We start from the raw sequence: 26,967 nt of genomic DNA, 5'->3' as shown, positions 1-26,967 counted from the left end.
GCAAAAGCGCTCTGCAAATACAAAAATAATAAGGTAACTATGACTGACTTACCCCAAATTACCCATAAAAGAGCCTGTCATTTGTGCGAGGCTATCTGTGGCTTAGATATTGTTACACAAGGTGATCAGATCCTCAGCATTAAAGGAGATAAAGATGACCCCTTGAGTCGAGGTCACATATGTCCGAAAGCGATTGCGTTGCAAGATTTACATGAAGATCCAGATCGTATTAAAAAACCGATCAAGAGAGTGGATGGCGAGTGGGTAGAAATTCCTTGGGAACAGGCGTTTTCAGAGATCGCTGAGCGAGTCGCGGCGCTTCAAGGTGAACATGGTAACGACAGTCTTGCCGTGTATGCAGGTAACCCAAACGTCCATAACTACGGTAATTTAACGCATGGCAAATTACTCAGAAAGGCATTACAAACTAAGAGTAATTTTTCGGCCACTTCATTAGACCAATTGCCGCATCACTTCGTTGCTTTGTATTTATTTGGACATCAGTTCTTAGTGCCAGTACCTGATGTTGATCATACAGATTATTTCCTTATGTTTGGTGCAAATCCTGTTGCGTCAAACGGCAGTATGATGACCGTTCCTGACATAAAAAAACGTTTGAAGTCGATTCAAGAGCGACAGGGTAAGGTCGTCGTACTCGACCCGAGACGCAGTGAGACCGCCGACGTTGCAGACGAGCATTACTTTGTTCGTCCGAGCAGTGACGTATACGTTTTATTGGCGATGCTGAGATATGTTCTTGAGAACAAAGATACGCCGATAGATTTAGGCGTCGAAGTGCTTGGTACAGAGCAGCTTTACGATATGCTTGCGTCGTTTTCGATAGAAAAAGCGGCTCTACAATCAGGTATTAGTGCTGACGAGCTTAAGCATGTGTTTGATGCGTTTTTGAATGCTGATAAGGCTGTTATCTATGGGCGAATGGGTGTGTCTACTCAGCGCTATGGGACAATATGCCAGTGGGCGATTCATCTAATCAATCTCTATAGCGGAAATCTCGATAAGCAAGGTGGCGCAATGTTTCCCTCATCGGCAGTTGGGTATGTGAAACCTGGTGAACCTGGCCGTGGTCATTACGCGAAATATCATAGTCGAGTATCTGGGCTTCCTGAATTTGGAGGGGAGTTGCCGAGCACTGTATTGGCTGAGGAGATTTTGACGGAGGGAGAAGGTCAATACAAAGCCTTGTTTACCATGGCTGGTAATCCTGTGTTATCTGCTCCGAATGGACGCCAACTTGATGAAGCATTTAGCCAATTAGATTTGATGGTCAGTTTGGATTTTTATCTAAATGAAACGACACGCCATGCTGATTACATTCTTCCGCCGACGGGCCCTCTTGAACACGATCATTACGATCTTGCTTTCCTTCGCCTGTCTGTTCGAGATTATGCTCGTTACAGCGATGCCATCTTTGAGAAAAAAGAAGGCTATATGCATGACTGGGAGATCTTAAGCGGGTTAGCTAAGGCAATATCCATTGCTAAAGAAATTCCTTTTAAGCCACTTATCCCTCCACATATGTTGATAGATATGGGCTTACAAATGGGACCTTATGGCAAAGCTGCTAATCAAGGATTAGCCTTGAGTTTAGATAAGCTTAAATCAAATCCTAGCGGGATCGATTTAGGACCGTTGAAATCTGGGTTGAGCTCGCGCATCTGTACTGAAGACAAGTGCATTCATGTCGTTATTGAAAGCTTGTTGCCAGAGATTGAAGCTCTCGCAACGCGAGAGGAAGGTCGAGATGAAAGTTGTGACTCTCAGACAGAGTTCTTGCTCATCGGGCGTCGTCATATCCGAAGTAATAATTCATGGCTACATAACTCCCAGAGACTTGTTAAAGGCCCTCGACGAGATCACGCCTTACTAAATCCTAACGATATTGATAGCTTGGGGATGGCTGAGGGTGAACGAATAGTGGTTCAGTCTCGAGTAGGTAAAATAGAAATAGACGCGTTTTCATCAGACGAGATCATGCCCGGCGTGATTAGTATTCCTCATGGCTGGGGGCATGATCGTAAGGGCACTAACTTATCGGTCGCCCAAGAGTGCGCTGGTGTCAGTGTGAATGATATCGTGGACGATCAGTACTATGATCCATTAACAGGGAACGCGGGGCTTAACGGCGTTCCGTGCTCTGTCCGTAAACTCTAGCGACGACAAACTCTGAGCTTCATACCACTTTTGTTAGAAAGGGTGATTTGAGGCTCTGGTTCAATCTTTGTTTGCTCGCATAAACTGAAAGAGAACTGCTGAACAAAGACGGCCAAAATAATTTTATTTTCCATCATGGCAAACGAATTGCCGATACACACTCTATTTCCTCCTCCAAAAGGCATATAAGCATATCTCGGGATCTTCGCTTCGTTTTCCGGAGAGAAACGCTCCGGATCGAAAACGTCTGGGTCTGGGAAATACTTGGGGTTGTAATGGTTGATGTAGGGGCTCACCATGACATGTTTATCTTTTGGGAAAAACACGCCATTGATTTCGATGTCTTTGTTCGCTTGACGAGTATTTAAAACCCAAGCGGCGGGATACATTCGCATCGCTTCTTTTACAACTTGCTCTGTGTAGCTAAGCTCCGCTAAGTGATCAAAGTTTAACTCTCGCTTTCCCACTACTTGATCTATTTCATCGAACAATTTTTGTTGTATGTGAGGGTGTGATGCGATTAAGTAAAATACCCATGTCATGGTGTTGGATGTGGTTTCATGCCCAGCAGAAAGAAGGGTAATTAATTCTTCCATAAGCAGCTCTTTTGGCATTTTAGAGCCGTCTTCATATTCAGCTTCCATTAACATGGAGAGCAGATCGTCTTCGAAGACAAAGGATCCATCATCTTGTCTTCTAGCGTCGATCATCGTTTCAATATTATGCATCAATTTTGATTTAGCTCGAGCAAGTCGTTTTTGTCCCGGCATCGGAATCCACGATGGCAATACAAACATGCTCTGGAAGCCTTTATTCATGATGAATTGCAATTCATGAATCAGCGCGCCGATTTCGTCAGATAGTGCGCTCATATGCTCCATATCATTATTGAAGAGTGTTTTAGATACGATATACAGCGTGAGTTTGAACATATCATCGTTCACATCCCTCACTTCGTCTTCTTCCAGCGATGTTGCGTAGCGATACGAGTAATCGATCATCGTTTGCGCATAGTTTTGAATTCGGCGAAAGTGAAAGCCAGGTTGGGCAAGCTTTCTCTGTGTCTTATGTGAGGAGTAACTGTTGTTTGTTACCAAACCGTTGCCGAGCACATGAGCCATCACGCCTACATCACATTCAGCCTTGCGAAAATCAGTGTAGTGCTTCACTAGAATATGGTGGCTCATTTCTGCGCTAGTAACAAAAGATATCCGCTCACCAGGTACGCGCTAATCAGCCACATGTTCTCCGTAATTAACGGCGGAACGAACAAACGCTAAGGGATTTCTAGCGAAATCAAATAAGTTCCCAATTAATGGGCTTGCCGGCATCACACCTTTAAGCGGAGTAGGGCCGGGAGAAGTAATAGTAGGATCGCGGAACATGAAAGCTTTTCTTATTAGTCTTTATTTGAGGGTAATAATAATTTCACTTCATTGGCATCACCACGCGCTTGTTTTGCGTGCTTCTGTTTTATACGGCTATAAAAAATTATTTTCGATCGCGACATGTTTTGTCGTTTTCGTGCGTATAGTTAATCTCGTGAAGGCTGACGAAGCTATGAAATAAAACTGAGAAATAAAAAACTGGACAGATGCAAAGAAGCTAAACATAATACTGATCATCTATACAGTATTATGTGTTTGCAAGGACGCAAACAAAGAAAACACAACGATAGGGGAAACATAATGGAAGGCAATAAACAAAAAGCGTTAAACGCTGCGTTATCTCAAATTGAAAAGCAATTTGGTAAAGGTGCAGTGATGAAAATGGGTGATCAACCACGTGAGTTGATCCCGTCAGTCTCTACTGGGTCACTCGGTTTAGATATCGCTTTGGGTATAGGTGGCTTGCCTTACGGTCGTATCGTTGAAATTTATGGCCCTGAGAGCTCTGGTAAAACAACGCTGACGCTTCAAGTTGTTGCTGAAGCCCAAAAGCAAGGAAAGACTTGTGCATTTGTTGATGCTGAACACGCACTAGACCCCATCTATGCCGAAAAGCTAGGTGTTAATGTAGATGAACTATTGGTGTCACAGCCAGATACTGGTGAGCAAGCTTTAGAGATCGCAGACATGCTAGTTCGATCTGGAGCGGTCGATGTCATTATCGTTGATTCCGTTGCAGCACTTACGCCGCGTGCTGAAATCGAAGGTGACATGGGTGATTCCCACGTTGGCTTACAAGCGCGTTTGATGTCTCAAGCACTGCGCAAGATTACAGGTAATATCAAGAATGCAAATTGCCTATGTATCTTCATTAACCAAATTCGAATGAAGATTGGTGTGATGTTTGGTAACCCTGAAACAACAACAGGTGGTAATGCACTTAAATTCTATTCTTCTGTTCGTTTGGACATTCGTCGAACTGGGGCCGTTAAACAAGGCGACGAAATCGTGGGTAATGAAACCCGTGTGAAGGTAGTGAAAAATAAGGTGTCCCCACCGTTTAGACAGGCTGAGTTCCAGATTATGTATGGTAAAGGTATTTATCATATGGGCGAGGTGATCGACCTAGGTGTGAAAGAAGGCTTGGTCGATAAATCAGGTGCTTGGTATGCATACAATGGCGACAAAATAGGTCAGGGCAAGGCGAATGCTGCTAAATTCTTAGAAGAGAACCCTGAAATCGCAAATGAAATTGAGCAGAAGATTCGTGATAAGTTCATGCCTAAGATCGACGAAAAAGGCGATGGCGAGCCTAAAGAATTAGAACTGGAAGTTTAAAAATCCCCCCTCCGTCTTAGTGTTTTGCTAAGACTAGTTGTATTGCTAATGTGCAGCCCGCTTTCGAGCGGGCATTTTTTATTCTACAAACTCTACCTCATCAAACGCTTGCTCTACGCTTCCTTCGCTCGAATAGTCGTCGAATGAGTTCTGTGCTTCGTCGTCATCAATACTGGATTCTGACCATGGAGTGTCACCTGGACTGTCGTCTAAATACAGACTATCCAGCACTTCTAGTACTTCAATCGATTCATCGTCATCGCTTTGTGTATCATCAATGTTGAAGTCTGTTTCTTGTTCAGGCACTTGGCTTGCTGCAAGTTTGGCATTACTGACCAATAGCTCAATGAGTTCATCAATGGTGGCGGGAATAATTGGTGTTTCTGTTATTTCGTTTGATAAAGCGAAAAGCTTTTGTTTTAGAGCTATAAAATAGTCTTCTGTGTCAGATTCATCGAATTCAACTAAGCGTTTACTATCAAGTGCGGTTTTGTATGCATGAAGCGCTTCGGTATCTGCCTTTTGAGCTCTGTATGCGATACCGCGTCGGTCACGGTAGTTACCACGAATGTATATTTCCGTGTCGGCGATGAGTGCCTGAGCTTGGTTAAAATAGTAAGGGGAATAATTTTCGGCTTCAGCTTTTTCTGCACGATCGAGTGTTTTTCGTGCTTGATTCAAACTCGACACGAGTAGAGTATTAATCTCTAGCTCATACATGCTTTTGCGAACACTTGGTTCAAGCTTCAGAGCTTTCTTAATTCGATCATCCTCAATCAGAAGCACTAGCTCTTTCATTTCTTTTTGTAGGTCTTTCCAGTCTTCGGGTTGCCATTTTGATGCCTCTAACTCAACCAGTAAGTTTCGATGCTTTACGAAGTCTTTCAGATTTCTTTCGACCGCAGCTCTGGTGAATTGTGCTTTTTCTAAAAGTTTTCTAGCAGCGATAGTTGCTTGTGCAACTGACGGTTGTTTGTCTCTAGGATTGTTCAGAGATCGCTCAGCATCTTTTAAAGCTCGTGTTGCTGAGGAATAGTATGTTGGAGAATAGAACTCCAAACCTAGGTTCTCTGGTCGAGCAAACAATTCCGCTGTCCGTTCATACATTGCCCTCGGGTTATCTTGCTCGACTTGTGATGTTTCAATGCTTTGGTAGTCATTCTCTGGTTGAGACGCACAAGCTCCAATTAGTAGTGCGATAAGAACGGGAAGTAGGCGTGAGATGATCATGTTTGTTTAACTTTGAATTGTTTTGGCGAATTGTACGCAGGTTTATAATTTTATTGTGTGATTCATCGGTAAGTTTCTGAGTTCGTTCTTACACGAATCGTGTAAATAGTTTCTGGAATTGCTAAGCGTTTGATGCACGTAGTCTATTGCAGTCTTGGTACTGTTCTGCAGGTCATTGCCCAAGGCTATGTTTGCGGCAATCGCTGACGCGAGAGTGCAACCGGTACCATGAGAGTTAAGCGTACTAATTCTTTCATGACGGATTGTTAGTACATCGTTTTTGTTGATGAAAGAATCCGTAACAGTCGTTTCATCAATTCCATGTCCGCCTTTTAGCAGTATCGCTGTATTAGTACTTTCCGAGATACTCTGGAGATCTGATATTGAATAATCGGGGAACAGCCGCGATGCTTCCACAAGATTTGGCGTGATCATTGTTGCGCGAGGTAGGAGCAGGTTTTTTATTGCTTCGACGAGTGTATGACTCTCCCATTCGGTGCCCGAGCTACTACCCAATACTGGATCAACAATCAGTGGAATTTGCGCATAGTTGTTGAGTATGCACGTAACGCTCTCGATCTGTTCGGCATTGGCAAACATTCCTGTTTTTATTGCAGCCACGTCGTATTCGTCTAGTAAAGTGTTTAGTTGAGTTTCAACATGTGTGACCGGTATGGGGTGCATCTCGTTGATTGCCAGATGGTTTTGGGCTGTCGTTGCGGTAATAACGCTCATGCCATAGCATTGCAGAGTTTGAAAGGTCTTAAGGTCTGCTTGTATTCCTGCGCCAGCGCAGCTGTCAGAGCCAGCAATCGTCACGCAAATTGGGTACTTCTTCACCTTGTTAGAGATCCATTTTTAATCAGTTAGAATGTCGAGTAATAAGTGAAACACATACTAAAGATGGGTGGCAAACTGGGTGTTTAAATTTAGGAAAACAGTACTGGCATTTGCTTTTGTGTCATGGGTTCCTCTATCGAATGCTGTTCAGCCAGAGGATATTCTAGGTGAATATTGGAATGACCCTTTATTTGGCGTTGCATCTGCAGATATTATGCAGCGAGTTGAGGTGCTTCATTGTTTGCTGTTTCCAAATACAATCGCAATAAATGCGGGCGAAGTCGTTCGTTTTGTTTTCGAGAACAAAACAGATGAAGCGCATATTTTTTTATTCTCGCAAGATCCTCAATCGGATCTTTTGGATGGAGATTATATGGATTTTGTTCACGATGAGCATCATCACGCGACTATGCCTCCAGATAATACCGAAGGACACAAGCATGCGCACAACACCGAATCTGATGATGCTAAATCCATTGTCGGCACGTTAAGCGATCGCCCGACAATGGCTTTAACTGCATTTGATAAACGTGAAATGATCCTTAGTTTCGATAGCCCTGCTAAAGTTGTTTTGAAATGCATTCTAAAGGGGCACGAAGACCAAAACCACGAGAGCATCGTTTGGGTCAAACCATCTAAAGGTCAGAATGAAAAAGAACATAGTTATGAATGAAGATGAATTGCTTGCGTGCGAGCAAACTAAACAATGGTTAGAAGAAGTGGTTATTCGTCATGACTTGTGCCCATTTGCAGCGTTGCCGTTTAAGGTCGGTCGAGTTGGTATCTATGCTTGCTTTGAGTCGTCGTTGATAGAGACCTCTTATTTTATCCGTGATGAAATAAACCGCCTGTTCGAATCAGACACAGAAGAACTCGAGACAAGCTTGCTGGTGTTAAGTCCCAATACAATTTCGCAGTTTGAGATGTTCTTAGACTTCGTTGATGAGTTAAATGACGGGGTTGAGGACTCTGGTTTGTCTGATGAATTGCAAGTCGTTGCATTTCATCCTGAGTTTGAATTTGAAGGTGAATTAAAAAATGCTCGATCTCACTACACAAATCGTAGTCCTTACCCAATGATTCATTTGATCAGGCAAGAGTCTATGGCTAAGGCAATACTGGCTTATGGAGAGGACAAAACGGAAGATATTCCTCATCGAAATATTGATTTTCTTGAGTCGATGGATGAACAGACATTTGCGCAGATTAGGGGATATGTAGAGCTCAAATGAGAGCCAGATCTTGCATCAAGAGCTTTCAATCACGATTTGGCTTTTTCCGCCGTTTTTAGCTTCTGATAAATTCCGGTCAGCTTTTTTCCAGGCTGTATCAACGTTGTCCGTTTGACTCACAACGGAGCCTCCGATCGACAAGGTTGTGTTTATAAACTCGCCATTACTTGTCATTATTTTTAGTTCAGAGAATTCTTTGAGTAGCCGGTCCGCATATATTTTTGCTTGGTTGATCGATGTGTTGACTAAAAGCACTGAAAATTCTTCGCCGCTCATTCTTCCTACGATGCTTCGTCGATAAATTTGATTATGCTTGTCAGCGATCAACTTGGATGTAAATTCTTCTCGTTGAGATCGTGATTTTAATAGTGTCCCAAATTCAGAAAGTATTTTATCTCCGGTCAAATGTCCGTAGCGATCGTTGAAAAATTTGAAGTTATCAATATTTATCGAAAGCCATACAAGTTCATGCGGCTGAGTTTCCAGTTCATTTTTTACGGTAGCTAAGAACCCGCGGCGATTATAGATCCCAGTCAATTCATCGCGTTCGCTTAACGATTGGTATTTTTGGAATTCCCGATTAAGTTCTTCACTGGTTTCTTTAAGGAAGGTGTAGCGATGACTGAGTACTAATGATAGTAATGCGATCTTTATGGAAACGCCTAGCAATAAAATATGTGGCGAAGTAAGTGTGGGTTCGACATAGCCAACCCATACTAGCGCCCATGCCAATGCAGCGGCTAAGAAAATAGACCAGGCCAGCACAAAGATCCGTGCTAAGGGATGACCCTGTTTCAAAGCAATCAATGAGGTGATTAAAATTAGCGTGATGGAGTACATTGAAACTGTGTCATTGAGAACGAACGCGAAGAAGTCATTGATAAATAGACTAACCATCAGAGCTGCAACGACGCCGGCCTGAGAAAATTGCAGTAAGCGATCTAGTGACTTGCCGGAATCGCGCAAGTTGAAGAAGTCTCTCGTTAACACGATGCCTGTGTACATCAGAACATAAACCGCTGAACGCGCGACAGCACCAAGTCCACCCCAGTCAGGGAACACAATGCGCAGATATCCCATATATACGATTGTCCAAAGGAATGTCGATGCAACATAGGCAGCGAAGACAATGTAAATACGTTCGCCGGCACTGATACCTATCACCAAATTATAAAACAAGGATAACAGCATGGCGCCGAGTACCATTCCCGTTATGAGGTGGCGAATCAGGTTCTCCCATATCCAGTTGTTTTCGGTGAATACATTCAAACTAAAATTGAATACTTGGCTTGTATTGAGTTTTAAGTAAGCGAACTTTACTTCACCGCGTGGATCCATTGGGAATGTGAGGTAATTGGTTGGTAGCTCTTGGTCTCTATTTGGATTGCGACCTTCGGCTGAAATCCACTGCCAGCGATTATCAATGTTCTGAACGAGAATCCCATCAACACCTGTATTCGGCACGATTTCCAGCAGTAGTCGAGACTCTTTGATACGTCGTGGGATTTGAATTTTAAGCCAGAGAATAGGATGTTCGTCTAAGCGCCAAAATTGCTTGTTGAGCGCATCGAGCTGATACTGATTACCTTCAAGTGCATCCCAACTTTCGTTAGGCAGCTCAAGTATGTGCTGTAATGCTAGGTTGTCATGATCAATGAATGACCAGTATTGAAATTTGGTATTGTAGGAATTGGATGTAAACGCCCATACGCCAGCCCAGCAAAAGAAGGCAATAACAAGCACATAAAAGCTTGGGTTCTGGTGAAGTTTGTTTGTCACTATTTTACTGCTTTTACATCTAATTTAATGGCGGCGAAGTTGATAAATCCCTTTGCTTCGCGCTACAACTTGTCCTTGAGAATCAGTTAGATCACCGACAAGTTCGAATTCTACTTTTTCATTATCCATACATTGGGCCTGATAAGCTTCAATGTCTTCAGAGCTAAGACCGATACGGATTTGGATGTCGCCAAGAGCGGGCTTTAAATAATCGATCGTGAAGCTTTTAAGTATGGGATAGCACTTCGTAATATCGAAGTTCGCAAGCCATAAAGCACCGCCAGGAATTTCCGCTAAGGTAAATAATGCACCTGCATACATCGCTCCAATGTGATTTTGATTTCCCTTCGCAGGCATTAAGCAGGTTACGTAACCGTCTTCCGCTTCAATGAGTTTCAAGCCACTTCGTTTTACGAAATCAATTTTCTCTTCGACAGCCATTTTTATTGTATTAAGGTCTGACACTGCTATTTTCTCTTATTATTGTTGGGAATATATGCGCTCAATGCGCGACAGAGCATTATCTATTTTACGACTGTATTGTTTAGTGTCCGTCGCATAACAAAAAACTAGACTAACACGAAACCCATCCGGTTGTTCAATGCAGGAGCTGACGCGCGCTTTGACGTTCGACTGAACGATGTATTTACCTTTGAATTGAAGTGAAATTACGGTGCCGGTTCGTAGGGGGCTAGCTATCAAAGCAGCCATGCCGTAGCGATTGAAATCAAGGCACTCAATGGTCTTCGTTGGCTTGAACCAGCCAGAAATACCTGTATGAGAAAGCTTACAACGAAGGCCCGGCGCTTTGTGCCGTAGTTTAATTCGTTTTTCAGCCCAATTGATTAGCCTGTTTGATTGCATCCGTACGATCTACTTTGACTTAAAACTCGCATAACATGACTGTTTAGGTTAACCGATTACGCCTGACATACCAACGATTAAACGCTTATATCGATATTTTGACCAAGGTTTGATTCGTGGTCTTGAATGGCAGCCTTTTGATCTTGTTTACGTCTGTCTTTTCCTTCCCGACGATCTTTAAAATTTATGGGAAGGTTTTTATTCCGACGGTCGTTTGTTTTACGTCTGTCTTGGTGATCTTGATTAGGATTCGCGTCGTTTTTTATGAGCGCAACACGCTCTCGCGCTTTGACTAGCGTTTTTCTGATTTGAGGTGTGAATCGTTCAATATGCATAACCAAATCTCTAACAAGACTCTGTGGTTAATATATCGTCAATTACTTAATGTTCTTTAATAATGTGCGCTAGGCTTTTGCGCGTTGATGCAAATTATTGCAGAGTGTAGCTTCCTTCGCTAAAACGACTCTCACCTTGTGAGTAAGGTTCTGTCTTGAAAAAGCTTTCTTACACTGACGTATACGCAGAGTGCGCAACAGCTCATATAGCTGCCCCTTCAACCAAAACACTTGAACCACTTGAAGATATAGTTGGCCAGGAACGGGCGCAAGAAGCAGTTCGTTTTGCAATGGCGATGCCTGGTAGCGGCTACAATATTTATGCGATTGGCCGCACTGGTTTGGGCAAGCGTACAATGATTCTGCGTTATCTCAAGAACAAGTTGACGCCCAAGAATCATGTATCAGATTGGTGTTATGTCGTAAATTTTGATGAGCCTCGTAGCCCTAAGATTTTAAAGTTGCCTGTTGGGTTTGGCGCGCAACTGAAAAAAGACATGGAGGCTATGATTAGCCGGCTTGCAAAAGCCATTCCTCAAGCATTCGATAATGATAGCTACTACGAACGAGCAGAAAAGTTAAAAACTGAGTATGCAGAGATCCAAGAACAAGCTCTCGAGAAGTTTGCCGCTCAAACAAAGAAAAAGGGCGTTCAGCTGAGCGTTACGACACCTGGAGGATATCGTCTCACCGCCTTAAACGGAGACGAGCCTCATACGGTTGATACCTTTGCTGCCTTATCACAGGAAGAACAAGATAAGTTTGATGTTGTAATTAACAAGCTAGAAGTGAAGTTGCGCAGCACGATCAGGCAACTTGCTGCTTGGGAGCAAGAATTTGTTGATAAGCAACAAGCGCTTAATGAAGAAGTAGTCGTGGGCGTGTCGAAACATCATGTCGATGACTTGCTCGAAAAATACGGTGAGCAAGACGATGTCGTTTCGTATCTGAAGCGATTGCAGCAAGACCTGATTGATAATTTTGATGTGTTTTTAGAAGAGGGTGAAGAGCAGGCAGCATTGGCAGACGCCACGCTTGATAAAAAGCTTCCGCGTCGTTATCAAATCAATGTTCTCGTCAACCACAGTAATAATCGCCCGCCGGTTGTTGTTGAAGAAAACCCCAATTACCACAACTTGTTTGGTTATGTAGAAAGCGTGACCTACAAAGGATCTGTATTTACCGATTTTAGCTTGATTCGTTCAGGCTCTGTCCACAGGGCAAACGGTGGTTATTTACTTATTGATGCTGCGAAAGTGCTTGAGCAACCCTTTGTATGGGATGGCTTGAAACGCGCTTTACGTTCGCGTTCTCTGCAAGTGAATTCTTTGGAGCGCGAAGTTACTTTATCGGGGACTATCTCTCTTGATCCAGAAGCAATGCCTTTAGACCTGAAGGTCATTTTACTGGGTGATAGAGAGACTTATTTACTGCTTCAGCATTATGATCCTGAGTTCACAGAGCTCTTCAAAGTCGCTGCTGACTTTGAGAACGAAATGCCTAGAACGCCAAGCTCTGAATCTCATTATGCGCAGTTCATTTCAAGTTTGGTTCACGAGAAGTCTTTTCTGCATTGTGATCGCAAAGCGATCGCTCGAGTGATTGAACATAGTTCACGACAAGCAGAAGACCAAAGTAAGCTTTCTCTGCACGCGTCGGATATCGCCAACTTGTTGCGTGAAAGTAATTACTGGGCCCAAGAACAAAGCTCGAACATGATTCGTTGTGCTCATGTAGAGAGGGCTTTAGAAAGTAACTTAATGCGTAACAGTCGTATCAAAGATCAAATGTTTCACACCCTAAGCAATGGTTCCACTTTGCTAAGTGTCGAAGGGGCTGTGATCGGACAAATCAATGCGCTCTCAGTTTTGAGTACAGGTGGAGCCGAGTTCGGTATGCCGAATAGGGTGACTGCGAATTGCTACTTTGGTGATGGCGATATCATTGATATTGAGCACAATGCGCGTCTAGGCGGAAATATTCACACGAAAGGTGTGATGATTCTTTCATCTTATCTTTCGACTTTGTTTGCGAAGTATAAGCCGATGCCTTTGTCTGCAAGTATTGCCTTTGAGCAGTCTTATGGAGAAGTTGATGGTGATAGCGCATCGTTGGCTGAATTATGCGCGTTAGTTTCTTCGTTAGGTGAACGGCCAATTAAGCAAAATTTTGCTGTAACCGGCTCGGTGAATCAATTTGGTGAGGTTCAGCCAGTTGGCGGTGTGAACGAGAAGATTGAAGGCTTCTTTGATGCATGTGAGATTCTTGGTTTGACGGGAGAGCAAGCTGTTATCTTGCCCTCTACTAACCAGATCAATTTGATGTTGAGTAAAAAAGTTCGCGATGCAATCAAAGCCAAGCGCTTCCATATCTACACAGTTGAACGGGTAGATGAAGCGCTTGAATTATTGTTAGGAGAGCATCCGGGGGTTAAAGATAAGGATGGAAATTATCCTGTTCGATCAATGTATGGATCTATTTTGCAAAAGTTCGATGCATTGCGTACTGCAGAAAATGAACAAGAAGGTGCGTAGCGCCTTAGTTGATTTTGCGAAATGTTAAATTGATTCGAGGCTCTTTTATATGTCGTTGTTTGGGTATCTGATGCTTCCAGTGAGTTTGAACGTCTGGTGACATCACCAACAAGGTGTTGTGTTTTAGCTCTATCGACTGTTTGGTTTCGATGCCATCATTTGGCTTGAGTTCGAACTTTCGTGTTATACCAAGCGATACCGATGCGATTGGAGTATCAGAGTCCAGCTCTGACTCATCGTCGCTATGCCAAGAAACGGAATCTTGCCCGTCTCGGTACTGATTGATCAATACTGAGTTGTAAGCGCAACTGGTCAGTATTTCGACTCGCTCTTTGATGGTTAACACTGCATCATGCCAAGGTGTCGGCTGGAATAATTTGCCGGAGTAGTTGTAGCTATTTTCCGCATCTCCCATCCAAACTTGCAGCCTTGGAATACGTTGATAGCGGCCATAAACTCGTATTTCTGGTTGTTGCCAATTCAGTTCATCCAATAGAATTTGAAAAAGTTGCCCGGCTGTATGGTCATCGAGAAACGGCGAAAAAAATGAAAGATTACCCCCTGACAACTGAATCAGTTCTGGTTCATTTTGCTTTGGAAGGCTTTCATTAAATAAACTTTCCTGATTCATTGTGCGATCGCCTCAATGCATGTTGGAGAATAACTGTTAGTTAGGCGTGAGTTTTTAAGTAGGTCAGTATTACATGAATATACTTGTTTTTATTCTTCTTGGTTTATTTTCCGTTCAATCATATGCGCTTGAATATCACGGGGTATTAACTCAAGGCGGCGTGCTCTTTGGGAAGAGCTCAGATGGTGGTGAAATACGTTTAAATGGCCGAAGGGTAGAGGTGAGTGACTCTGGCTATTTTGTTGTCGGTTTTGGGCGGGATGCGCAGCTAAACCAAATGCTGATTCATTCTACTGAACAAGGTGCACAAGAGTATCCTCTGACCCTAAAAAAACGTGATTATAAAACCCAATATATTGAAGGAGTCCCGCAGAAGACTGTCAATCCACCACCTGAGCGTTTAGAGCGAATCCGTAAAGAAACGGCTTTGGTCAAATCAGCGCGCAAAACAATGCTTGATCGAACCGATTTCATTACAAAGTTTGTGGTGCCATCAGAGGGGAGAGTTACGGGTGTATACGGAAGTCAGCGTGTATATAACGGTGTCCCTAAGCGGCCTCATTACGGCATTGATTATGCCGGCCCAACAGGTGATCCGGTAATCGCTCCAGCGAGTGGTGTTGTGACGCTAGTTCATCCTGATATGTATTACTCGGGCGGAACGCTTATCGTTGATCACGGCTACGGTCTGAGTTCCACTTTTATTCATTTAAGCGAAATCTTGGTGGAAGAGGGTGATGAGATTCGCCAAGGCGACGTGATTGCAAAGATTGGCTCAGGTGGTCGATCTACAGGGCCTCACCTTGATTGGCGTATGAACTGGCTGGACCAACGTGTTGATCCAGCCTTAGTGCTTGATATTGATTTGCCTAAAGGTTTTTAGCGTCCTAGCAAACTTTGGCCGCAAACGCGCACAACATTACCGTTGATCGCTTGTGATGCTGATTGGCACATAAAGGCGATGACCTCAGCGACGTCAATTGGTAAACCTCCTTGTGAAAACGCGTTTGATCGGCGTCCTACTTCTCTTGGCACAAAAGGTACCTTGCTTGTCATTCTGGTTTCTATGAACCCTGGTGCGACAGCATTAATGGTCATGCCGTTAGAGAGTGAGCTTGCCATAGCCTGTGTATAACCGGCTAGCCCACCTTTCGAACACGCATAATTTGTTTGGCCGAAGTTGCCAGCTATGCCAGAAATAGAGCTGACGCCGACTATTCGTGCATTCTTTGCGAGTGCTTTTTTCTCTATCAAAGCTTCATTAATTTTGATGATCTTTTCAAGATTGAGGTTGAGCACGCTGTCCCATTGCTCCGGTCTCATATTTCGCAAGGTTTTATCGCGGGTGATACCTGCGTTGTGCACAACAATATCAATTACTCCCAATTGAGATGTGATTGAACCAAGTAATTCTTCAACTGCATCTGTGGTTGTTAGATCAAGCGCTATCGCATGTCCGCCGATGCTTGAAGCAAATTGCGTGAGTGGTGCTTGGTTGATAGGTATGTCTAGGCAGACAACGATCGCGCCGTCTCGTGCAAGTACGCGGGCTGTTTCAGCGCCGATGCCAAATGCTGCGCCTGTTACCAAGGCAATTTTTCCTTTAAGGGGTTTATGCCAGCTTGGGGCGACCGTACGGGTATTAGAAACAGTCAGAGATTGACCAGTAATGTAAGAAGATTTTCGCGAAAGCAAAAAGGCTAGAGCTGGGTAGCAGTTTTTATCTGCGCCGCTCTCAACTTCTATAAGATTTGCACTTGCGCCTTTTGCGCCAATTTCCTTCGCTAATGATCGAACAAAGCTTCGCGTGCCCTCAATGCAGGCGTTGTTTTCAGGGCTTTTTTCATCGCTAGTGCGATTTGTAATTACGATAACTCTGCCGTTCTGCTTTAAATGTTTCAGGGCGTGATGAAAGTAGACATAAAGCGACTTCAAGTCGGACGCCGTCTCAAACCCAGTAGCATCAAATATAATGCCTTTAAATTTATGATTTGATGTTTGTGCAAAGTTGATGAGCTCAAGCTTTTGCTTGGCGCTATTGTGTTTATTAAATAGAGCGGCTTTCTTAGGGTCATCCCAGTAAGGGCTCGCGAGTTTAATTTGATCAGCTTGTAATTCGTTGATCAATTTACGGGTAGCCTTAGCGCGGATGCCGCCACCAATCAAAATTCGTCCGCGTGGTTGTTCCATGGAGTTATCAGGAGAGCGTTTTAAAATCGGAGGGCTAGGCAAGCCAACGCTATCGAATATAGTCTTACCAAAACTGGACTGAGCAATACGGGTATAAAAATCGTGCATGTTTCTACTTTTAAATGAATAAGTTAGCCAATTGTTGTTAGCGTGCTAGGCTATTAAGTAATAGTATTGTGGACTTTTTAAAACTTAAATGGTAGAGATGCATTGTCGGCATTTCAGGTAGTAATAAATGATGAAACCTAATAGCGAACTAAATATGAATGATATGGCTAGCGAAGCGGTCGCTGAGCAATGGTTTACGTATTTAAAGAAGCAGAGCCAGGCGCGCTTGATGATAGCTGCAGTGCTTTTTATCGCTTTATTGTCGAGTGTTGGATTCGGTCTTAAATTCTACATGGATAACCAAACCTTAAATTCTGAGCTCATTCAAAAGATTAGTCAGATTGACGGTTTAAAAACGAATTTGTCTGACAAATCGGCTCAACTTGTTGAAGTAACTAAAGACCTCGTTGAGTCCGAAAAGAAAAGAGGTTTCTTAGAGCAAATTAAAGGTGATACTGCTTCTCAGCTTGGCGTGGCTGAACAAATTATCGATATGCAAAAGCAAAAAATCATCTTGCTGGAATCGGAATATCAAAACAGCATCAATGTGACGGCAGAGCTTGAGTCACAATTGCAAAGTGTAGAAGGGCAGGCACAGCAGTTGGCCCAAGACTTAGATGCATCCCGCAATGAATTGGGGCAGCGATCTTCAGCCTACAAGGCTTTAGTTAAACGTCAGAAAGATACGCGTCTTGAGGTTGATCGCCTAGCAAAAGAACTCGAAATGGCACAGTCGAGTCGTGAGATTTCGCGCAAGGCATTGGCTCAGTCGAAAATCCAAGTGTCTAAACTCAAAAAGGACCTAACGAGTGTTAAAGCTGAACTTGCTCAAATAAAGGCGGATAATATTGCTGAAGAAGAGCAAGTTGTTGAAGTTGAGTCAAAAGCTGAAGAACACTTATCGCTTGCGGTTCAACCTATTGTTGCCCAACCAAAAATAGGGCCTGCTGGTGATATTGTTGATCCCAACGCGCTAATGATTCCATAGTCAAAATTGTATTTAAGAAGCGGGCTTAAGCCCGCTTTTTTTATGTCTGTTTCGCTCTCTAGTTAGTCCTTATAAGAATTAAATTGTGAACTGTCTTAGCTTGTTCTTTTTTACTCTAAACATAACTTTGTAGAACTTAGATATCTCACCTACAGTTAAGTGAGTAACAAGTTTTCATGCGTTGAATTGATCTTGATGAATTTTCTATTTTTTGTTCTAGAACCGTGTATTCGGTTGTTGTCTGGAGACAAATGTTAATGGCGACAAGCAAACATTTACAGCCTGAGTTTCTCATTACTCCTGAAGCAATTATTGAGTCTGCAAAGGGCTTAACTTCTTTCTATGGTCCCTTAGAAACTATTACTGGCTCTAGTGACGATTTCTGGACTGAGCTTGAGCGCTTCTGTGTTGAGTTACTGCAATATCCTCAAGCTTTGGAAGCTCTCTCGCGAATCTATGCTAATTCGATACTAGATTTTGAAAGAGGCTTATTCTGCGGAATGTTTAGTGTCTTAGTAGCACGTCGCTTAGGAATAAAAAAGGCGCGTATTCGATCCTTGTTTTATGCAGCTTTGCTGCAAGACGTAGGCTCATACATGGAAGACTATGGGATTAGCGATTACTTCAATATCGTGCGTGCGAAATTGGGTGGTAAGCCGAGCGTGTCTACCTCGAGTCAAAACCGAAGTCATGCTTTGGTTGGATCAAGTCTCATTGAAGATGTTATGTCTGATGATTCTCTTGTCGCTGAACTTGTTCTTCATCATCATGCAAAAGATGATGGCACAGGGTATCCGACTAACGTCGGCGAGAATCAACTTAGCATTGAACAGCAAATACTGATTGTTGCTAACGAAGTAAGCGATCTACTGGCTGAACGAGGCGGGTTCGATGATTTATATGATTGTATTGCCGAACTAAAACTCTCGAGTGTTATGTATTTTCGCGAGGTAAATGGTGCTGCGTATTCTTTATTAGCAGAGGCTGCGAATTCGAGCCATTATCATGCTCAATTATCTACCTCAGACGCTAAGGCATTGATGCAACTTGAAGCAATGTGTTCTTTTTCTGCAAATGCCTTGGCTTATAGTTCAGATTTGCTCGAGTTTGAGCATTACGCTTCTGTTCGACAACTGCGTGCATTGATCAAAAAGCTTGATTTACTCATGCGCGATACTGGTTTTGCACAAGCATTGGATAAAAAGTGCGGAAATAGCGTGGCAATATATTTACAGGCTTTACCAAACTTTTTAGAAAGAATTATGGCGAAACTCAAAACAGTTCAAAAATCATTGCCTCAAGATGCGGCAAGCAAAGCGAGTGATTTGAACAGTGAGTTAAAATCGCTTATTTCGTCGCTTAAGCCAAATAAGGCATTCTCGTTATTTAGCTAGTCAAAAGTTCATTAGTATCGCCTATCGACATACTGTGGAAGGTGTATCAGAAATGCTCTTAAAACTTCTTTATTGTTGCTGCCCAACAAGAAATTGATCCTCAAGAAGTTTTAAGGGTATCCAATGCAACAAGAGTTTGTTCGCGCATCTCAACTTCATCAGCAAGGCAAGCTTGTTGAAGCAGAAAACATATATCGAAGCTTATTAGATAACGATAAAGAGAATCCTCAGTTAAATGCCCGCTTAGCATCTGTTTTAGTTCAAACTAAGCGAGCTACCCAGTCTCTTTCGCATTTCTCTATTGCTATTGATGGTTTGCCCGATGAAGATGCATTAATTCAGCATGCTGCCGATGTGGCAGCCAAGCTTGGTGAAAATGTATACGCGTCTAAATGGATGGGTTTATTGCTTCAACGCCACCCCAATAACTTAGCGCTAGCAGGTCAATATGTCGGTGTTTTAATTGCTAATCATCAAGAGCAAGAAGCACTAACTCTCGTCAACGAACTAATTAAAAAACAGCCCCAGAATCCACAGTTTCTGAACGTCAAAGGAATGGCGTTGAGCCGCTTAGGTGAGGGCGATAAAGCATATAAGTTTTTTGAAAAAGCCTTGCGACTTAATTCCGGTCAAATCGGTATCGTGCGCAATCTTATTATTCATGGAAAGGGAAAGAAGCAGCCTTTACTTGATGAGATTATTCCCCAGTATGAGCAAAAGCTTCGTCAGGGTGGTTTGCCAGCTGATGCGAAGATGAATTTGGCCTATGTTGTCAGTATGCACTATGACAAAAAAGGCGATAAGTCGATGAGTTTTGAGTATTTGAAGCAGGGTAACGACTTAAATCGTTCTGGCTACCAATATGCACATACGCAGACGCAAAGCATGTTCGCGATGCTGCAGAAAGCAATGACTCCCGAGCTGATAGAAGCGTTGGCTAATAAACCGAAGATAGAGGATGGAGCTGCTCCAATCTTTATTCTGGGCATGCCTCGTTCGGGCACTACTTTGATCGAACAGATTTTGTCGAGTCATTCAAAAGTAGGGGCTGAAGGTGAGTTAAAAACGCTTTCAGAGTGTTTTTCTAAGCACAACGATCGCATTATGCAGAGCGACTCCGTCGATGAGATTGCGACTGCATTACACGCGGCGTTTGCAGAGTATTTAGGGCAAGTACGCGCAATGCAATCTCAGCGTGATGAGCCCTTGCCGGTCTACTTTACCGATAAGATGCCCTACAACTACATGATGAGTGCTTTTATTGCAGCAGTGTTGCCAGAGGCGAAGATCATACATTGTACGCGTAATGCGAGTGAAACATGTTTCTCTATCTATAAACAAAACTTTAGTGGGAATCATGGCTACACAAATGATTTACGCGAGCTTGGTATGTATTACAACCTCTATAAGCAACATATGGAGTTGAATACGTCTCTGTTTCCTAAGCGAATTTATGAGGCAAACTATGAAAATATGATTGCTAATTCTGAGCAGGAGATTGCGCGTCTACTCGAGTATTGTGGGCTTGAAATGGAGACAGACTGCTTAATGTTCCATAAGAACAAGCGCGCAGTACGCACCGCTTCTGTGGCGCAGGTTAGGCAGCCAATTTATAAAGACGCAGTAAAAGCATCGAAGCCATTTGAAGAGCAGCTAAAACCTTTGAGTGAGGTGTTAGAGAGTGGCGAAGGACGCTTGTAAGGTTTGCCAGAAAACAAAAAAGCCGACTCAGATAGTCGGCTTTTTTGTGCTGAGCAACAAAGACTAACGACGTCTAAACAAAGGCGTAGGTTGCTCATTAGACGCTTGATAAGCTTCTGTAAATTCGCCAAGAGAAGATAGCGCGAGCTCTGTATCGACATCGTCACGCATATCAAAGGCATTAAAACCGCAACGCTTAAGGTATGACAACTGGTCCAGCAGTACGTCACCGATTGCGCGAAGTTCGCCTTCAAAGTTCAAACGCTCGCGAGCATAACGTGCAATTGAATAGCCACGACCATCCATAAATTTAGGAAAGTTAATCGCGATAACTGGCAAAGTTTTCGCTGTTTCGGGTAGCTCTTCTGGTTGCTCTTCACTGTCGATCCAGATGCCCACGTTTCCAGCATTAAGAACAGCTTCTTGGTTCGCCATAAAAAACGCCATCGGTACGATGGTGTTTGCTTTTACGTCACCTTCGTAGTCTTTTGCAAGCAACTCAAAAGTATTTGCTTGATCGCCGGTAAGATTAATCAGCTTTGGCATATACGCGCTCCTTGAATGGGTCCATGCCAATACGGCGATAAGTGTCGATGAAAAGTTCATCTTCGCTGCGATTCTCAACAAAAACATCAATCAACTTGGTGATAACATTCGGCATGTCTGCGCGCGCGAACGATGGGCCAAGGATCTTGCCGATGGAGGCATCTCGACCTGAATCACCACCTAGGGACACTTGGTAGAACTCTTGGCCTCGCTTATCTACACCTAGTACTCCAATGTTACCAACGTGATGGTGACCACAAGCATTCATACAGCCAGAGATGTTTAGATCGATCTCTCCTAGGTCATACAAGTAATCCATGTTGTCGAAAGTAAGCTGAATTTGCTCGGCAACCGGGATAGATTTTGCGTTGGCTAGGCCACAGAAATCACCACCAGGGCAGCAAATCATATCGGTTAACATGCCAAGGTTTGGTGTCGCGAAACCGACGGCTTGTGTTTCTTTCCAAAGAGCATGTAATTGATCTTCACGAACGTCAGCAAGAACGAGGTTTTGATCATGGGTTACACGCACTTCTCCGAAGCTGTAGCGGTCAGCTAGATCAGCAACAATATCAACTTGGCGATCTGTAGCATCACCCGGTGGAATGCCTGTTTTCTTGAGCGTAAGCGTAACGATGCGGTAGCCATCAACTTTGTGATCGTTTGTGCAGCGTTTTATCCAGTTCGCAAAGCCTTTTGATTCTTCTTGCGCAGCGACAAACTCAGCGCAGTTGCGCTCAAGATTCTCATAAGCTGGTGCAGTAAAGAATGCTTTTACACGTGAAATTTCTTGCTCTGTCAGCTGGTTTTCTGAGTCTTTCAGGAAAGCCCATTCAGCTTCGACTTTCTCTTTGAAAACAGCCGGAGTTAGCGCTTTTACTAAGATCTTGATACGCGCTTTGTATTTATTGTCACGACGACCATGACGGTTGTAAACACGAAGGATCGCTTCTAGATAGGTAAGAAGATCTTTCTCAGCAACAAAGTCATTAATCAATGAGCCGATAATCGGAGTACGACCCAAGCCGCCGCCGACAAATACTTTAAAGCCAACTTGGCCTTCAGCATTTTTTACGATTTCTAAGCCGATGTCGTGAACAGCAATCGCTGCACGATCTGCACTTGGACAAGCATTTACAGCAATTTTGAACTTGCGAGGTAAGAACGCGTATTCAGGGTGTAAGGTTGACCACTGACGAATGATTTCGCAGTAAGGGCGCGGATCGACGACTTCATCATCGATGACGCCAGCGAATTGGTCTGTAGTGGTGTTACGAATACAGTTGCCACTAGTTTGAATAGCATGCATTTCTACGTCAGCAAGCTGGCGAAGCATTTCTGGTACGTCTTTAATTTCTGGCCAGTTGAACTGAACATTTTGACGTGTAGTGAAGTGCACGTAGCCTTTGTCGAAATCACGTGATAATTGCGCGAGCTTACGAAGCTGTGTGCTGTTGATCATTCCGTAAGGGATCGCAACACGAAGCATTGGCGCATGACGTTGAACGTAAAGACCGTTTTGAAGGCGCAGTGGCAAATACTCATCTGCCGCAAGCGTGCCTGCAAAGTAACGATCGGTTTGACCTTGAAATTGGGCAACGCGCTCTTTAACAATGCGCGAATCCACTTCGTCGTAAATATACATACTGGCTTTTACCGTTACTGACGTAGTTATAAGTTGTAATGTTGGAGCTAATACTAGGGGCGCGATACTAGCAGTTTTGATAAAGCATCAAAACTGCTAAAAACTAATAATTCTATGCGTTTTAGTAATTAAACTCTTAAAGCCGCCTCATTTTCTCTTAAGCGTCGTAATTGAGCACCGGCGATAGCCACTTTTCGCATACTTCAACGCTCATATTTTTACGTTCGGCATAACGAATGACCTGATCCTTCGTTATTTTCCCAACAGAAAAGTACTTTGACTCAGGATGCGAGTAATAAAAGCCACTGACTGATGCCGCTGGCGTCATCGCGAAGTGTTCGGTGAGCTCCATGCCTACTTCTTGTTGCGCATTCAAAAGAGCAAATAGCGTTTCTTTTTCGGTGTGGTCAGGGCAAGCTGGATAGCCCGGCGCAGGACGAATGCCTTGATATTTTTCTTTGATCAGCGCTACGTTATCAAAGCTTTCTTCAGATGCATAACCCCAATGCTCTTTGCGAACTTTTTCATGCATATACTCGGCGAATGCTTCGGCCAATCGATCAGCTAGCGCCTTGATCATAATCGCGTTGTAGTCATCAGCCGCAGCTTCGAATTCATTTGCAATCTCTTCAACGCCAAGACCCGCGGTAACTGCAAATCCTCCTATATAATCTTCAATGCCTGAATCGCTTGGTGCGATAAAGTCAGCGAGGGACATCGTAGGGCTAAGCTGGCCTTCGACTGTTTTCTCTACCTGCTGGCGAAGGTGATGTAAGCGCGCGAGTTCTTCCGTTCGGCTTTCATCTTTGTAAACCACGACAGTATCATCATCTTCAGTCGCGGCAGGCCAGAAACCAATCACGCCACTTGCTCTGATACGTTTGTCTTCGAGCATTTCAGTTAGCATGGCTTGTGCATCGTTATAAAGACTCGTAGCCGCTTCACCAACAACCTCGTCTTTTAGGATTTTTGGAAACTTGCCTACTAAGTCCCAAGATATGAAAAACGGTGTCCAATCAATGTAATCGACGAGTTCTTTGAGGTCGATGTTTTCAAATACTCTTGTGCCGGTAAATGCAGGCTTCGGTGCTTGATAACTGTCCCAGTTTAAAGAAACTTTGTTGTCGCATGCTTTGTCATAGCTAAGCATTGATTTCTGGCTAACTCGGTTGGCACGGCGGACGCGCACTTTCTCATATTCGTCTCGAATGTTTGCAACAAACTCATCACGTTGGCCTTCGCTAAGTAGTGAAGTCGCAACGCTTACTGAGCGGGAAGCATCCGTTACGTAGATAACGGCATTGTTGTCGTATGCCGGTTCAATTTTAACGGCTGTGTGCGCTTTAGATGTTGTTGCACCGCCAATCATTAATGGTACGTCTAAGCCTTCGCGCTGCATTTCTTTAGCGACGTGAACCATCTCGTCAAGCGATGGAGTGATGAGGCCGGATACACCAATCACATCAACGTTATGTTCTTTCGCTGCTGCGATGATTTTATCGGCAGGAACCATGACACCAAGATCAATGACTTCATAGTTGTTACACTGAAGTACAACACCCACGATATTTTTGCCAATATCGTGTACGTCACCTTTAGCGGTCGCCATCAAAATTTTGCCCTTGCTCTTCTGGCCTTCGCCTTTTTCTTCTTCAATAAAAGGAACAAGATGTGCAACAGCTTGCTTCATTACGCGTGCGCTCTTTACCACCTGTGGAAGGAACATTTTGCCCGCGCCGAATAAATCACCAACGACATTCATGCCATCCATTAATGGGCCTTCAATGACTTCAATCGGGCGATCCGCTTCTATCCGTGCTTGCTCAGTATCTTCAACGATATAAGTGGTAATACCTTTTACCAAGGCATGCTCGAGTCGTTTATTAACGGGGAGTTCTCGCCATTCGAGGTTCTCGGCTTTTGTTTCGCCGACTGCACCGCGGAACTTATCGGCGATTTCAAGCAAGCGATCCGTTGCGTCGTTACGAGTATTTAGTACGACATCTTCAACGCGTTCTTTTAGTTCAGGGTCGATTTCATCGTAAATCACTAATTGTCCCGGGTTTACGATGCCCATATTCATTCCAGCTTTGATTGCGTGGAATAAGAAAACAGAGTGGATGGCTTCGCGCACTGCATCGTTTCCTCGGAATGAGAACGATACGTTACTCACACCACCAGAAATATTGGCGTGAGGCAGATTTTCTTTGATCCAGCGTGTTGCTTCGATGAAATCAACGGCATAGTTGTTATGCTCTTCGATACCTGTCGCGACGGCAAAGATATTTGGGTCGAAGATGATGTCGGCTGGTGGCATACCTAAGCCAACAAGAATGTCGTAAGAGCGCTTACAAATTTCTATTTTTCGCTCGAATGTGTCAGCTTGCCCAGTTTCGTCGAAAGCCATGACGACCACGGCAGCGCCATAGCGCATACACATTGTGGCGTACTTAATAAAAGACTCTTCGCCTTCTTTTAAGCTGATGGAGTTTACGACAGCCTTACCTTGAACGTGACGCAAACCTTCTTCAATTACTTCCCACTTAGAGGAGTCAACCATGATCGGCACGCGTGCGATATCAGGCTCAGAAGCAATTAGGTTCAAGAAAACTTTCATTGCGTCGGCAGACTCAAGCATGCCTTCGTCCATGTTGATGTCGATGATTTGTGCACCATTTTCTACTTGGTCACGCGCGACATCTAAGGCTTCTTCAAATAGCTCTTCTTTAATTAAACGCAAAAAGCGGCGAGAGCCTGTTACGTTGGTGCGTTCTCCTACGTTGATGAACAGTGAGCTTTCATCCGCAACAAAAGCTTCTAAGCCAGACAAGCGTACTTTGGGATCGATAACGGGAATTTTACGAGCAGAGTGCTTGCTTACTTTTTCAACGATGGCGGAAATATGCTCAGGAGTTGATCCGCAACAGCCACCAATAATATTGATCGAATTACTCTCAGCGAAGGTTACTATGATGTCTGCCATTTCTTCAGGTGTCTGATCGTATTCGCCAAACTCGTTCGGTAAACCTGCATTTGGGTGTGCGCTTACATATGTTTCTGCCTTTGCTGATAGCTCTTCGATATAAGGGCGCAAGGCGTCAGCACCGAGCGCACAGTTAAAACCAACACTTAATGGATTACAGTGATCAACAGAATATAAGAATGCTTCTGCGGTTTGACCTGACAAGGTACGGCCCGAGGCATCTGTGATAGTGCCGGAAATCATGATTGGCAGTTTAAAACCAGCGTCAATAAAGTATTGTTCGGTGGCGTAAATCGCAGCTTTTGCATTCAAAGTGTCGAAAATAGTTTCGATTAAGATGATGTCTGAACCGCCTTCAGATAAGGCTTTTACTGCTTCATAGTAATTGTCATAAAGTTCTTCGAATGTGACATTACGGTAGCCCGGATTGTTCACGTCTGGGCTTATTGATGCAGTTCGAGATGTTGGGCCTACAGCGCCGGCAACAAAGCGCGGGCGAGATGGATCTTTAGCGGTTTTCTTATCAGCTTCTTCACGAGCGATGCGAGCGGCTTCAAAATTTAGCTCATACACTAACTCTTCCATGTTGTAGTCCGCTTGAGACACTTTGGTGGAGTTGAAGGTGTTGGTTTCGATAATATCGGCGCCGGCGTCCAAGTACTGTCGATGAATCTTCGCAATGGCATCGGCTTGAGTAAGGCATAAGAGGTCGTTATTGCCCTTTACGTCTTGATCAAAGTTTTTGAAACGTTCACCACGATAATCTTCTTCGGTGAATCCGAGGCGTTGAATCATGGTTCCCATCGCACCATCGAGAATCAAAATGCGTTCATCGATTGCCTTTAATAGGGCGTCAGTGCGTAAAGCTTTGTTCGTCATGCGTGTACCTGTGTGCCTAGATTCGTCGGCCTAAGAGCTATGTATAAAGGGAGTTCGGCTATAAATTTCGCGCAATATTACCTGATTCAAAACTATATTGAAATATTTTGATATAGTTTATACCTGACTAAATTACTAAGGCTTTTATCTTGGGTCCAAAAAGCATAGAATTACGCCAAATTTTCGA

Annotated in this window: 22 protein-coding genes; 9 read left to right on the top strand and 13 right to left on the bottom strand. The window is 43.7% G+C overall.

Features of this window, described 5'->3' with window-relative positions; all coding sequences use genetic code 11:
- Nucleotides 1-81 precede the first annotated feature (81 nt).
- Nucleotides 82-2,175, top strand: coding sequence for a molybdopterin-dependent oxidoreductase (locus A3762_RS15605; RefSeq protein ID WP_231878827.1), 2,094 nt, complete (start codon nucleotides 82-84; stop codon nucleotides 2,173-2,175).
- Here A3762_RS15605 and A3762_RS15600 read toward each other — a convergent pair.
- Nucleotides 2,172-3,386 carry a cytochrome P450 gene (locus tag A3762_RS15600; RefSeq protein WP_255375053.1) on the bottom strand — a complete coding sequence of 405 codons (1,215 nt, stop codon included), beginning with the start codon at nucleotides 3,384-3,386 and terminating at the stop codon, nucleotides 2,172-2,174. The two genes, A3762_RS15605 and A3762_RS15600, sit on opposite strands and share 4 nt — an antisense overlap.
- A gap of 18 nt (nucleotides 3,387-3,404) precedes the next feature.
- Nucleotides 3,405-3,560 carry a hypothetical protein gene (locus tag A3762_RS26565; protein ID WP_156493494.1) on the bottom strand — a complete coding sequence of 52 codons (156 nt, stop codon included), beginning with the start codon at nucleotides 3,558-3,560 and terminating at the stop codon, nucleotides 3,405-3,407.
- Between the two features lie 303 nt (nucleotides 3,561-3,863).
- Here A3762_RS26565 and recA point away from each other — a divergent pair, with 303 nt between their 5' ends.
- Nucleotides 3,864-4,901 carry a recombinase RecA gene (recA, locus tag A3762_RS15590; protein WP_068478791.1) on the top strand — a complete coding sequence of 346 codons (1,038 nt, stop codon included), beginning with the start codon at nucleotides 3,864-3,866 and terminating at the stop codon, nucleotides 4,899-4,901.
- A gap of 78 nt (nucleotides 4,902-4,979) precedes the next feature.
- Here recA and A3762_RS15585 read toward each other — a convergent pair whose 3' ends face one another.
- Both A3762_RS15585 and thiD read right to left on the bottom strand, forming a co-directional pair.
- On the bottom strand, nucleotides 4,980-6,131 hold the full coding sequence (locus tag A3762_RS15585; RefSeq protein ID WP_068756507.1) for a hypothetical protein: 1,152 nt from the start codon (nucleotides 6,129-6,131) through the stop codon (nucleotides 4,980-4,982).
- A 42-nt stretch (nucleotides 6,132-6,173) separates the two neighbouring features.
- Nucleotides 6,174-6,971 (bottom strand): bifunctional hydroxymethylpyrimidine kinase/phosphomethylpyrimidine kinase, encoded by a 798-nt coding sequence (thiD, locus tag A3762_RS15580; protein WP_068756505.1) that lies wholly within the window; start codon nucleotides 6,969-6,971, stop codon nucleotides 6,174-6,176.
- Nucleotides 6,972-7,089: 118 nt separating this feature from the next.
- Here thiD and A3762_RS15575 point away from each other — a divergent pair, with 118 nt between their 5' ends.
- Nucleotides 7,090-7,644, top strand: coding sequence for a hypothetical protein (locus A3762_RS15575; RefSeq protein WP_068756503.1), 555 nt, complete (start codon nucleotides 7,090-7,092; stop codon nucleotides 7,642-7,644).
- Nucleotides 7,637-8,203, top strand: a complete 567-nt coding sequence (locus A3762_RS15570) for a DUF1415 family protein (protein WP_068478779.1) — start codon at nucleotides 7,637-7,639, stop codon at nucleotides 8,201-8,203. Before A3762_RS15575 ends, A3762_RS15570 begins: the two co-directional genes overlap by 8 nt.
- Nucleotides 8,204-8,218: 15 nt before the next feature.
- Here A3762_RS15570 and A3762_RS15565 read toward each other — a convergent pair whose 3' ends face one another.
- The 4 genes from A3762_RS15565 to A3762_RS15550 all read right to left on the bottom strand — a co-directional run bounded on the left by A3762_RS15565 (nucleotide 8,219) and on the right by A3762_RS15550 (nucleotide 11,181).
- Nucleotides 8,219-9,982 carry a diguanylate cyclase gene (locus tag A3762_RS15565; protein WP_068756501.1) on the bottom strand — a complete coding sequence of 588 codons (1,764 nt, stop codon included), beginning with the start codon at nucleotides 9,980-9,982 and terminating at the stop codon, nucleotides 8,219-8,221.
- Between the two features lie 24 nt (nucleotides 9,983-10,006).
- Nucleotides 10,007-10,447, bottom strand: coding sequence for a PaaI family thioesterase (locus tag A3762_RS15560; protein ID WP_197469294.1), 441 nt, complete (start codon nucleotides 10,445-10,447; stop codon nucleotides 10,007-10,009).
- Nucleotides 10,448-10,462: 15 nt separating this feature from the next.
- A complete protein-coding gene (locus A3762_RS15555) occupies nucleotides 10,463-10,846 on the bottom strand; it encodes a hypothetical protein (RefSeq protein ID WP_068478770.1) in 384 nt (127 codons plus the stop codon).
- Nucleotides 10,847-10,923: 77 nt separating this feature from the next.
- Nucleotides 10,924-11,181, bottom strand: coding sequence for a hypothetical protein (locus A3762_RS15550; protein ID WP_068756497.1), 258 nt, complete (start codon nucleotides 11,179-11,181; stop codon nucleotides 10,924-10,926).
- 155 nt (nucleotides 11,182-11,336) lie between these two features.
- On the opposite strand from A3762_RS15550, the gene A3762_RS15545 reads away from it, so the two are divergent.
- Entirely contained in the window at nucleotides 11,337-13,715 is a 2,379-nt protein-coding gene (locus tag A3762_RS15545) for a Lon protease family protein (protein WP_082869175.1), read from the top strand.
- 4 nt (nucleotides 13,716-13,719) lie between these two features.
- On the opposite strand, the gene A3762_RS15540 is transcribed toward A3762_RS15545, so the two are convergent.
- Nucleotides 13,720-14,346, bottom strand: coding sequence for an alpha-ketoglutarate-dependent dioxygenase AlkB (locus tag A3762_RS15540; protein ID WP_068478760.1), 627 nt, complete (start codon nucleotides 14,344-14,346; stop codon nucleotides 13,720-13,722).
- Between the two features lie 73 nt (nucleotides 14,347-14,419).
- Here A3762_RS15540 and A3762_RS15535 point away from each other — a divergent pair, with 73 nt between their 5' ends.
- On the top strand, nucleotides 14,420-15,229 hold the full coding sequence (locus tag A3762_RS15535) for a M23 family metallopeptidase (protein ID WP_068478757.1): 810 nt from the start codon (nucleotides 14,420-14,422) through the stop codon (nucleotides 15,227-15,229).
- Here the strand turns inward: A3762_RS15535 and A3762_RS15530 are convergent.
- The gene (locus A3762_RS15530) at nucleotides 15,226-16,644 is read right to left on the bottom strand and encodes a 3-oxoacyl-ACP reductase (protein WP_068478754.1); all 1,419 of its coding nucleotides are present in this window, start codon (nucleotides 16,642-16,644) and stop codon (nucleotides 15,226-15,228) included. The genes A3762_RS15535 and A3762_RS15530 overlap by 4 nt on opposite strands.
- Before the next feature lie 127 nt (nucleotides 16,645-16,771).
- Here A3762_RS15530 and A3762_RS15525 point away from each other — a divergent pair, with 127 nt between their 5' ends.
- The 3 genes from A3762_RS15525 to A3762_RS15515 all read left to right on the top strand — a co-directional run bounded on the left by A3762_RS15525 (nucleotide 16,772) and on the right by A3762_RS15515 (nucleotide 20,727).
- On the top strand, nucleotides 16,772-17,632 hold the full coding sequence (locus A3762_RS15525; protein ID WP_156493493.1) for a hypothetical protein: 861 nt from the start codon (nucleotides 16,772-16,774) through the stop codon (nucleotides 17,630-17,632).
- A 257-nt stretch (nucleotides 17,633-17,889) separates the two neighbouring features.
- Nucleotides 17,890-19,026 (top strand): HD-GYP domain-containing protein, encoded by a 1,137-nt coding sequence (locus tag A3762_RS15520; RefSeq protein WP_068756494.1) that lies wholly within the window; start codon nucleotides 17,890-17,892, stop codon nucleotides 19,024-19,026.
- A gap of 123 nt (nucleotides 19,027-19,149) precedes the next feature.
- The gene (locus A3762_RS15515; RefSeq protein WP_068756491.1) at nucleotides 19,150-20,727 is read left to right on the top strand and encodes a sulfotransferase; all 1,578 of its coding nucleotides are present in this window, start codon (nucleotides 19,150-19,152) and stop codon (nucleotides 20,725-20,727) included.
- A 63-nt stretch (nucleotides 20,728-20,790) separates the two neighbouring features.
- On the opposite strand, the gene A3762_RS15510 is transcribed toward A3762_RS15515, so the two are convergent.
- The 3 genes from A3762_RS15510 to metH form a co-directional block, all read right to left on the bottom strand.
- Nucleotides 20,791-21,273 carry a DUF934 domain-containing protein gene (locus A3762_RS15510; RefSeq protein ID WP_068478742.1) on the bottom strand — a complete coding sequence of 161 codons (483 nt, stop codon included), beginning with the start codon at nucleotides 21,271-21,273 and terminating at the stop codon, nucleotides 20,791-20,793.
- Nucleotides 21,257-22,918, bottom strand: coding sequence for a nitrite/sulfite reductase (locus tag A3762_RS15505; RefSeq protein ID WP_068756489.1), 1,662 nt, complete (start codon nucleotides 22,916-22,918; stop codon nucleotides 21,257-21,259). Before A3762_RS15505 ends, A3762_RS15510 begins: the two co-directional genes overlap by 17 nt.
- Nucleotides 22,919-23,075: 157 nt before the next feature.
- Nucleotides 23,076-26,780, bottom strand: a complete 3,705-nt coding sequence (gene metH / locus A3762_RS15500; protein WP_068756487.1) for a methionine synthase — start codon at nucleotides 26,778-26,780, stop codon at nucleotides 23,076-23,078.
- Between the last annotated feature and the right edge of the window lie 187 nt (nucleotides 26,781-26,967).

The organism is Oleiphilus sp. HI0125 (assembly GCF_001635355.1).
This window is presented reverse-complemented; position numbering and strand designations above follow the sequence as displayed.

What these genes read in the sequence shown, in the direction of transcription:
- A3762_RS15525 (WP_156493493.1), top strand. Translation starts at nt 16,772, where the DNA reads ATGATGAAACCTAATAGCGAACTAAATATGAATGATATGGCTAGCGAA.
- recA (WP_068478791.1), top strand. Translation starts at nt 3,864, where the DNA reads ATGGAAGGCAATAAACAAAAAGCGTTAAACGCTGCGTTATCTCAAATT.
- A3762_RS15520 (WP_068756494.1), top strand. Translation starts at nt 17,890, where the DNA reads ATGGCGACAAGCAAACATTTACAGCCTGAGTTTCTCATTACTCCTGAA.
- A3762_RS15530 (WP_068478754.1), bottom strand. Translation starts at nt 16,644, where the DNA reads ATGCACGATTTTTATACCCGTATTGCTCAGTCCAGTTTTGGTAAGACT.
- A3762_RS15505 (WP_068756489.1), bottom strand. Translation starts at nt 22,918, where the DNA reads ATGTATATTTACGACGAAGTGGATTCGCGCATTGTTAAAGAGCGCGTT.
- A3762_RS26565 (WP_156493494.1), bottom strand. Translation starts at nt 3,560, where the DNA reads ATGTTCCGCGATCCTACTATTACTTCTCCCGGCCCTACTCCGCTTAAA.
- A3762_RS15555 (WP_068478770.1), bottom strand. Translation starts at nt 10,846, where the DNA reads ATGCAATCAAACAGGCTAATCAATTGGGCTGAAAAACGAATTAAACTA.
- A3762_RS15540 (WP_068478760.1), bottom strand. Translation starts at nt 14,346, where the DNA reads ATGAATCAGGAAAGTTTATTTAATGAAAGCCTTCCAAAGCAAAATGAA.
- A3762_RS15585 (WP_068756507.1), bottom strand. Translation starts at nt 6,131, where the DNA reads ATGATCATCTCACGCCTACTTCCCGTTCTTATCGCACTACTAATTGGA.
- A3762_RS15550 (WP_068756497.1), bottom strand. Translation starts at nt 11,181, where the DNA reads ATGCATATTGAACGATTCACACCTCAAATCAGAAAAACGCTAGTCAAA.
- A3762_RS15510 (WP_068478742.1), bottom strand. Translation starts at nt 21,273, where the DNA reads ATGCCAAAGCTGATTAATCTTACCGGCGATCAAGCAAATACTTTTGAG.
- metH (WP_068756487.1), bottom strand. Translation starts at nt 26,780, where the DNA reads ATGACGAACAAAGCTTTACGCACTGACGCCCTATTAAAGGCAATCGAT.
- A3762_RS15535 (WP_068478757.1), top strand. Translation starts at nt 14,420, where the DNA reads ATGAATATACTTGTTTTTATTCTTCTTGGTTTATTTTCCGTTCAATCA.
- A3762_RS15570 (WP_068478779.1), top strand. Translation starts at nt 7,637, where the DNA reads ATGAATGAAGATGAATTGCTTGCGTGCGAGCAAACTAAACAATGGTTA.
- A3762_RS15515 (WP_068756491.1), top strand. Translation starts at nt 19,150, where the DNA reads ATGCAACAAGAGTTTGTTCGCGCATCTCAACTTCATCAGCAAGGCAAG.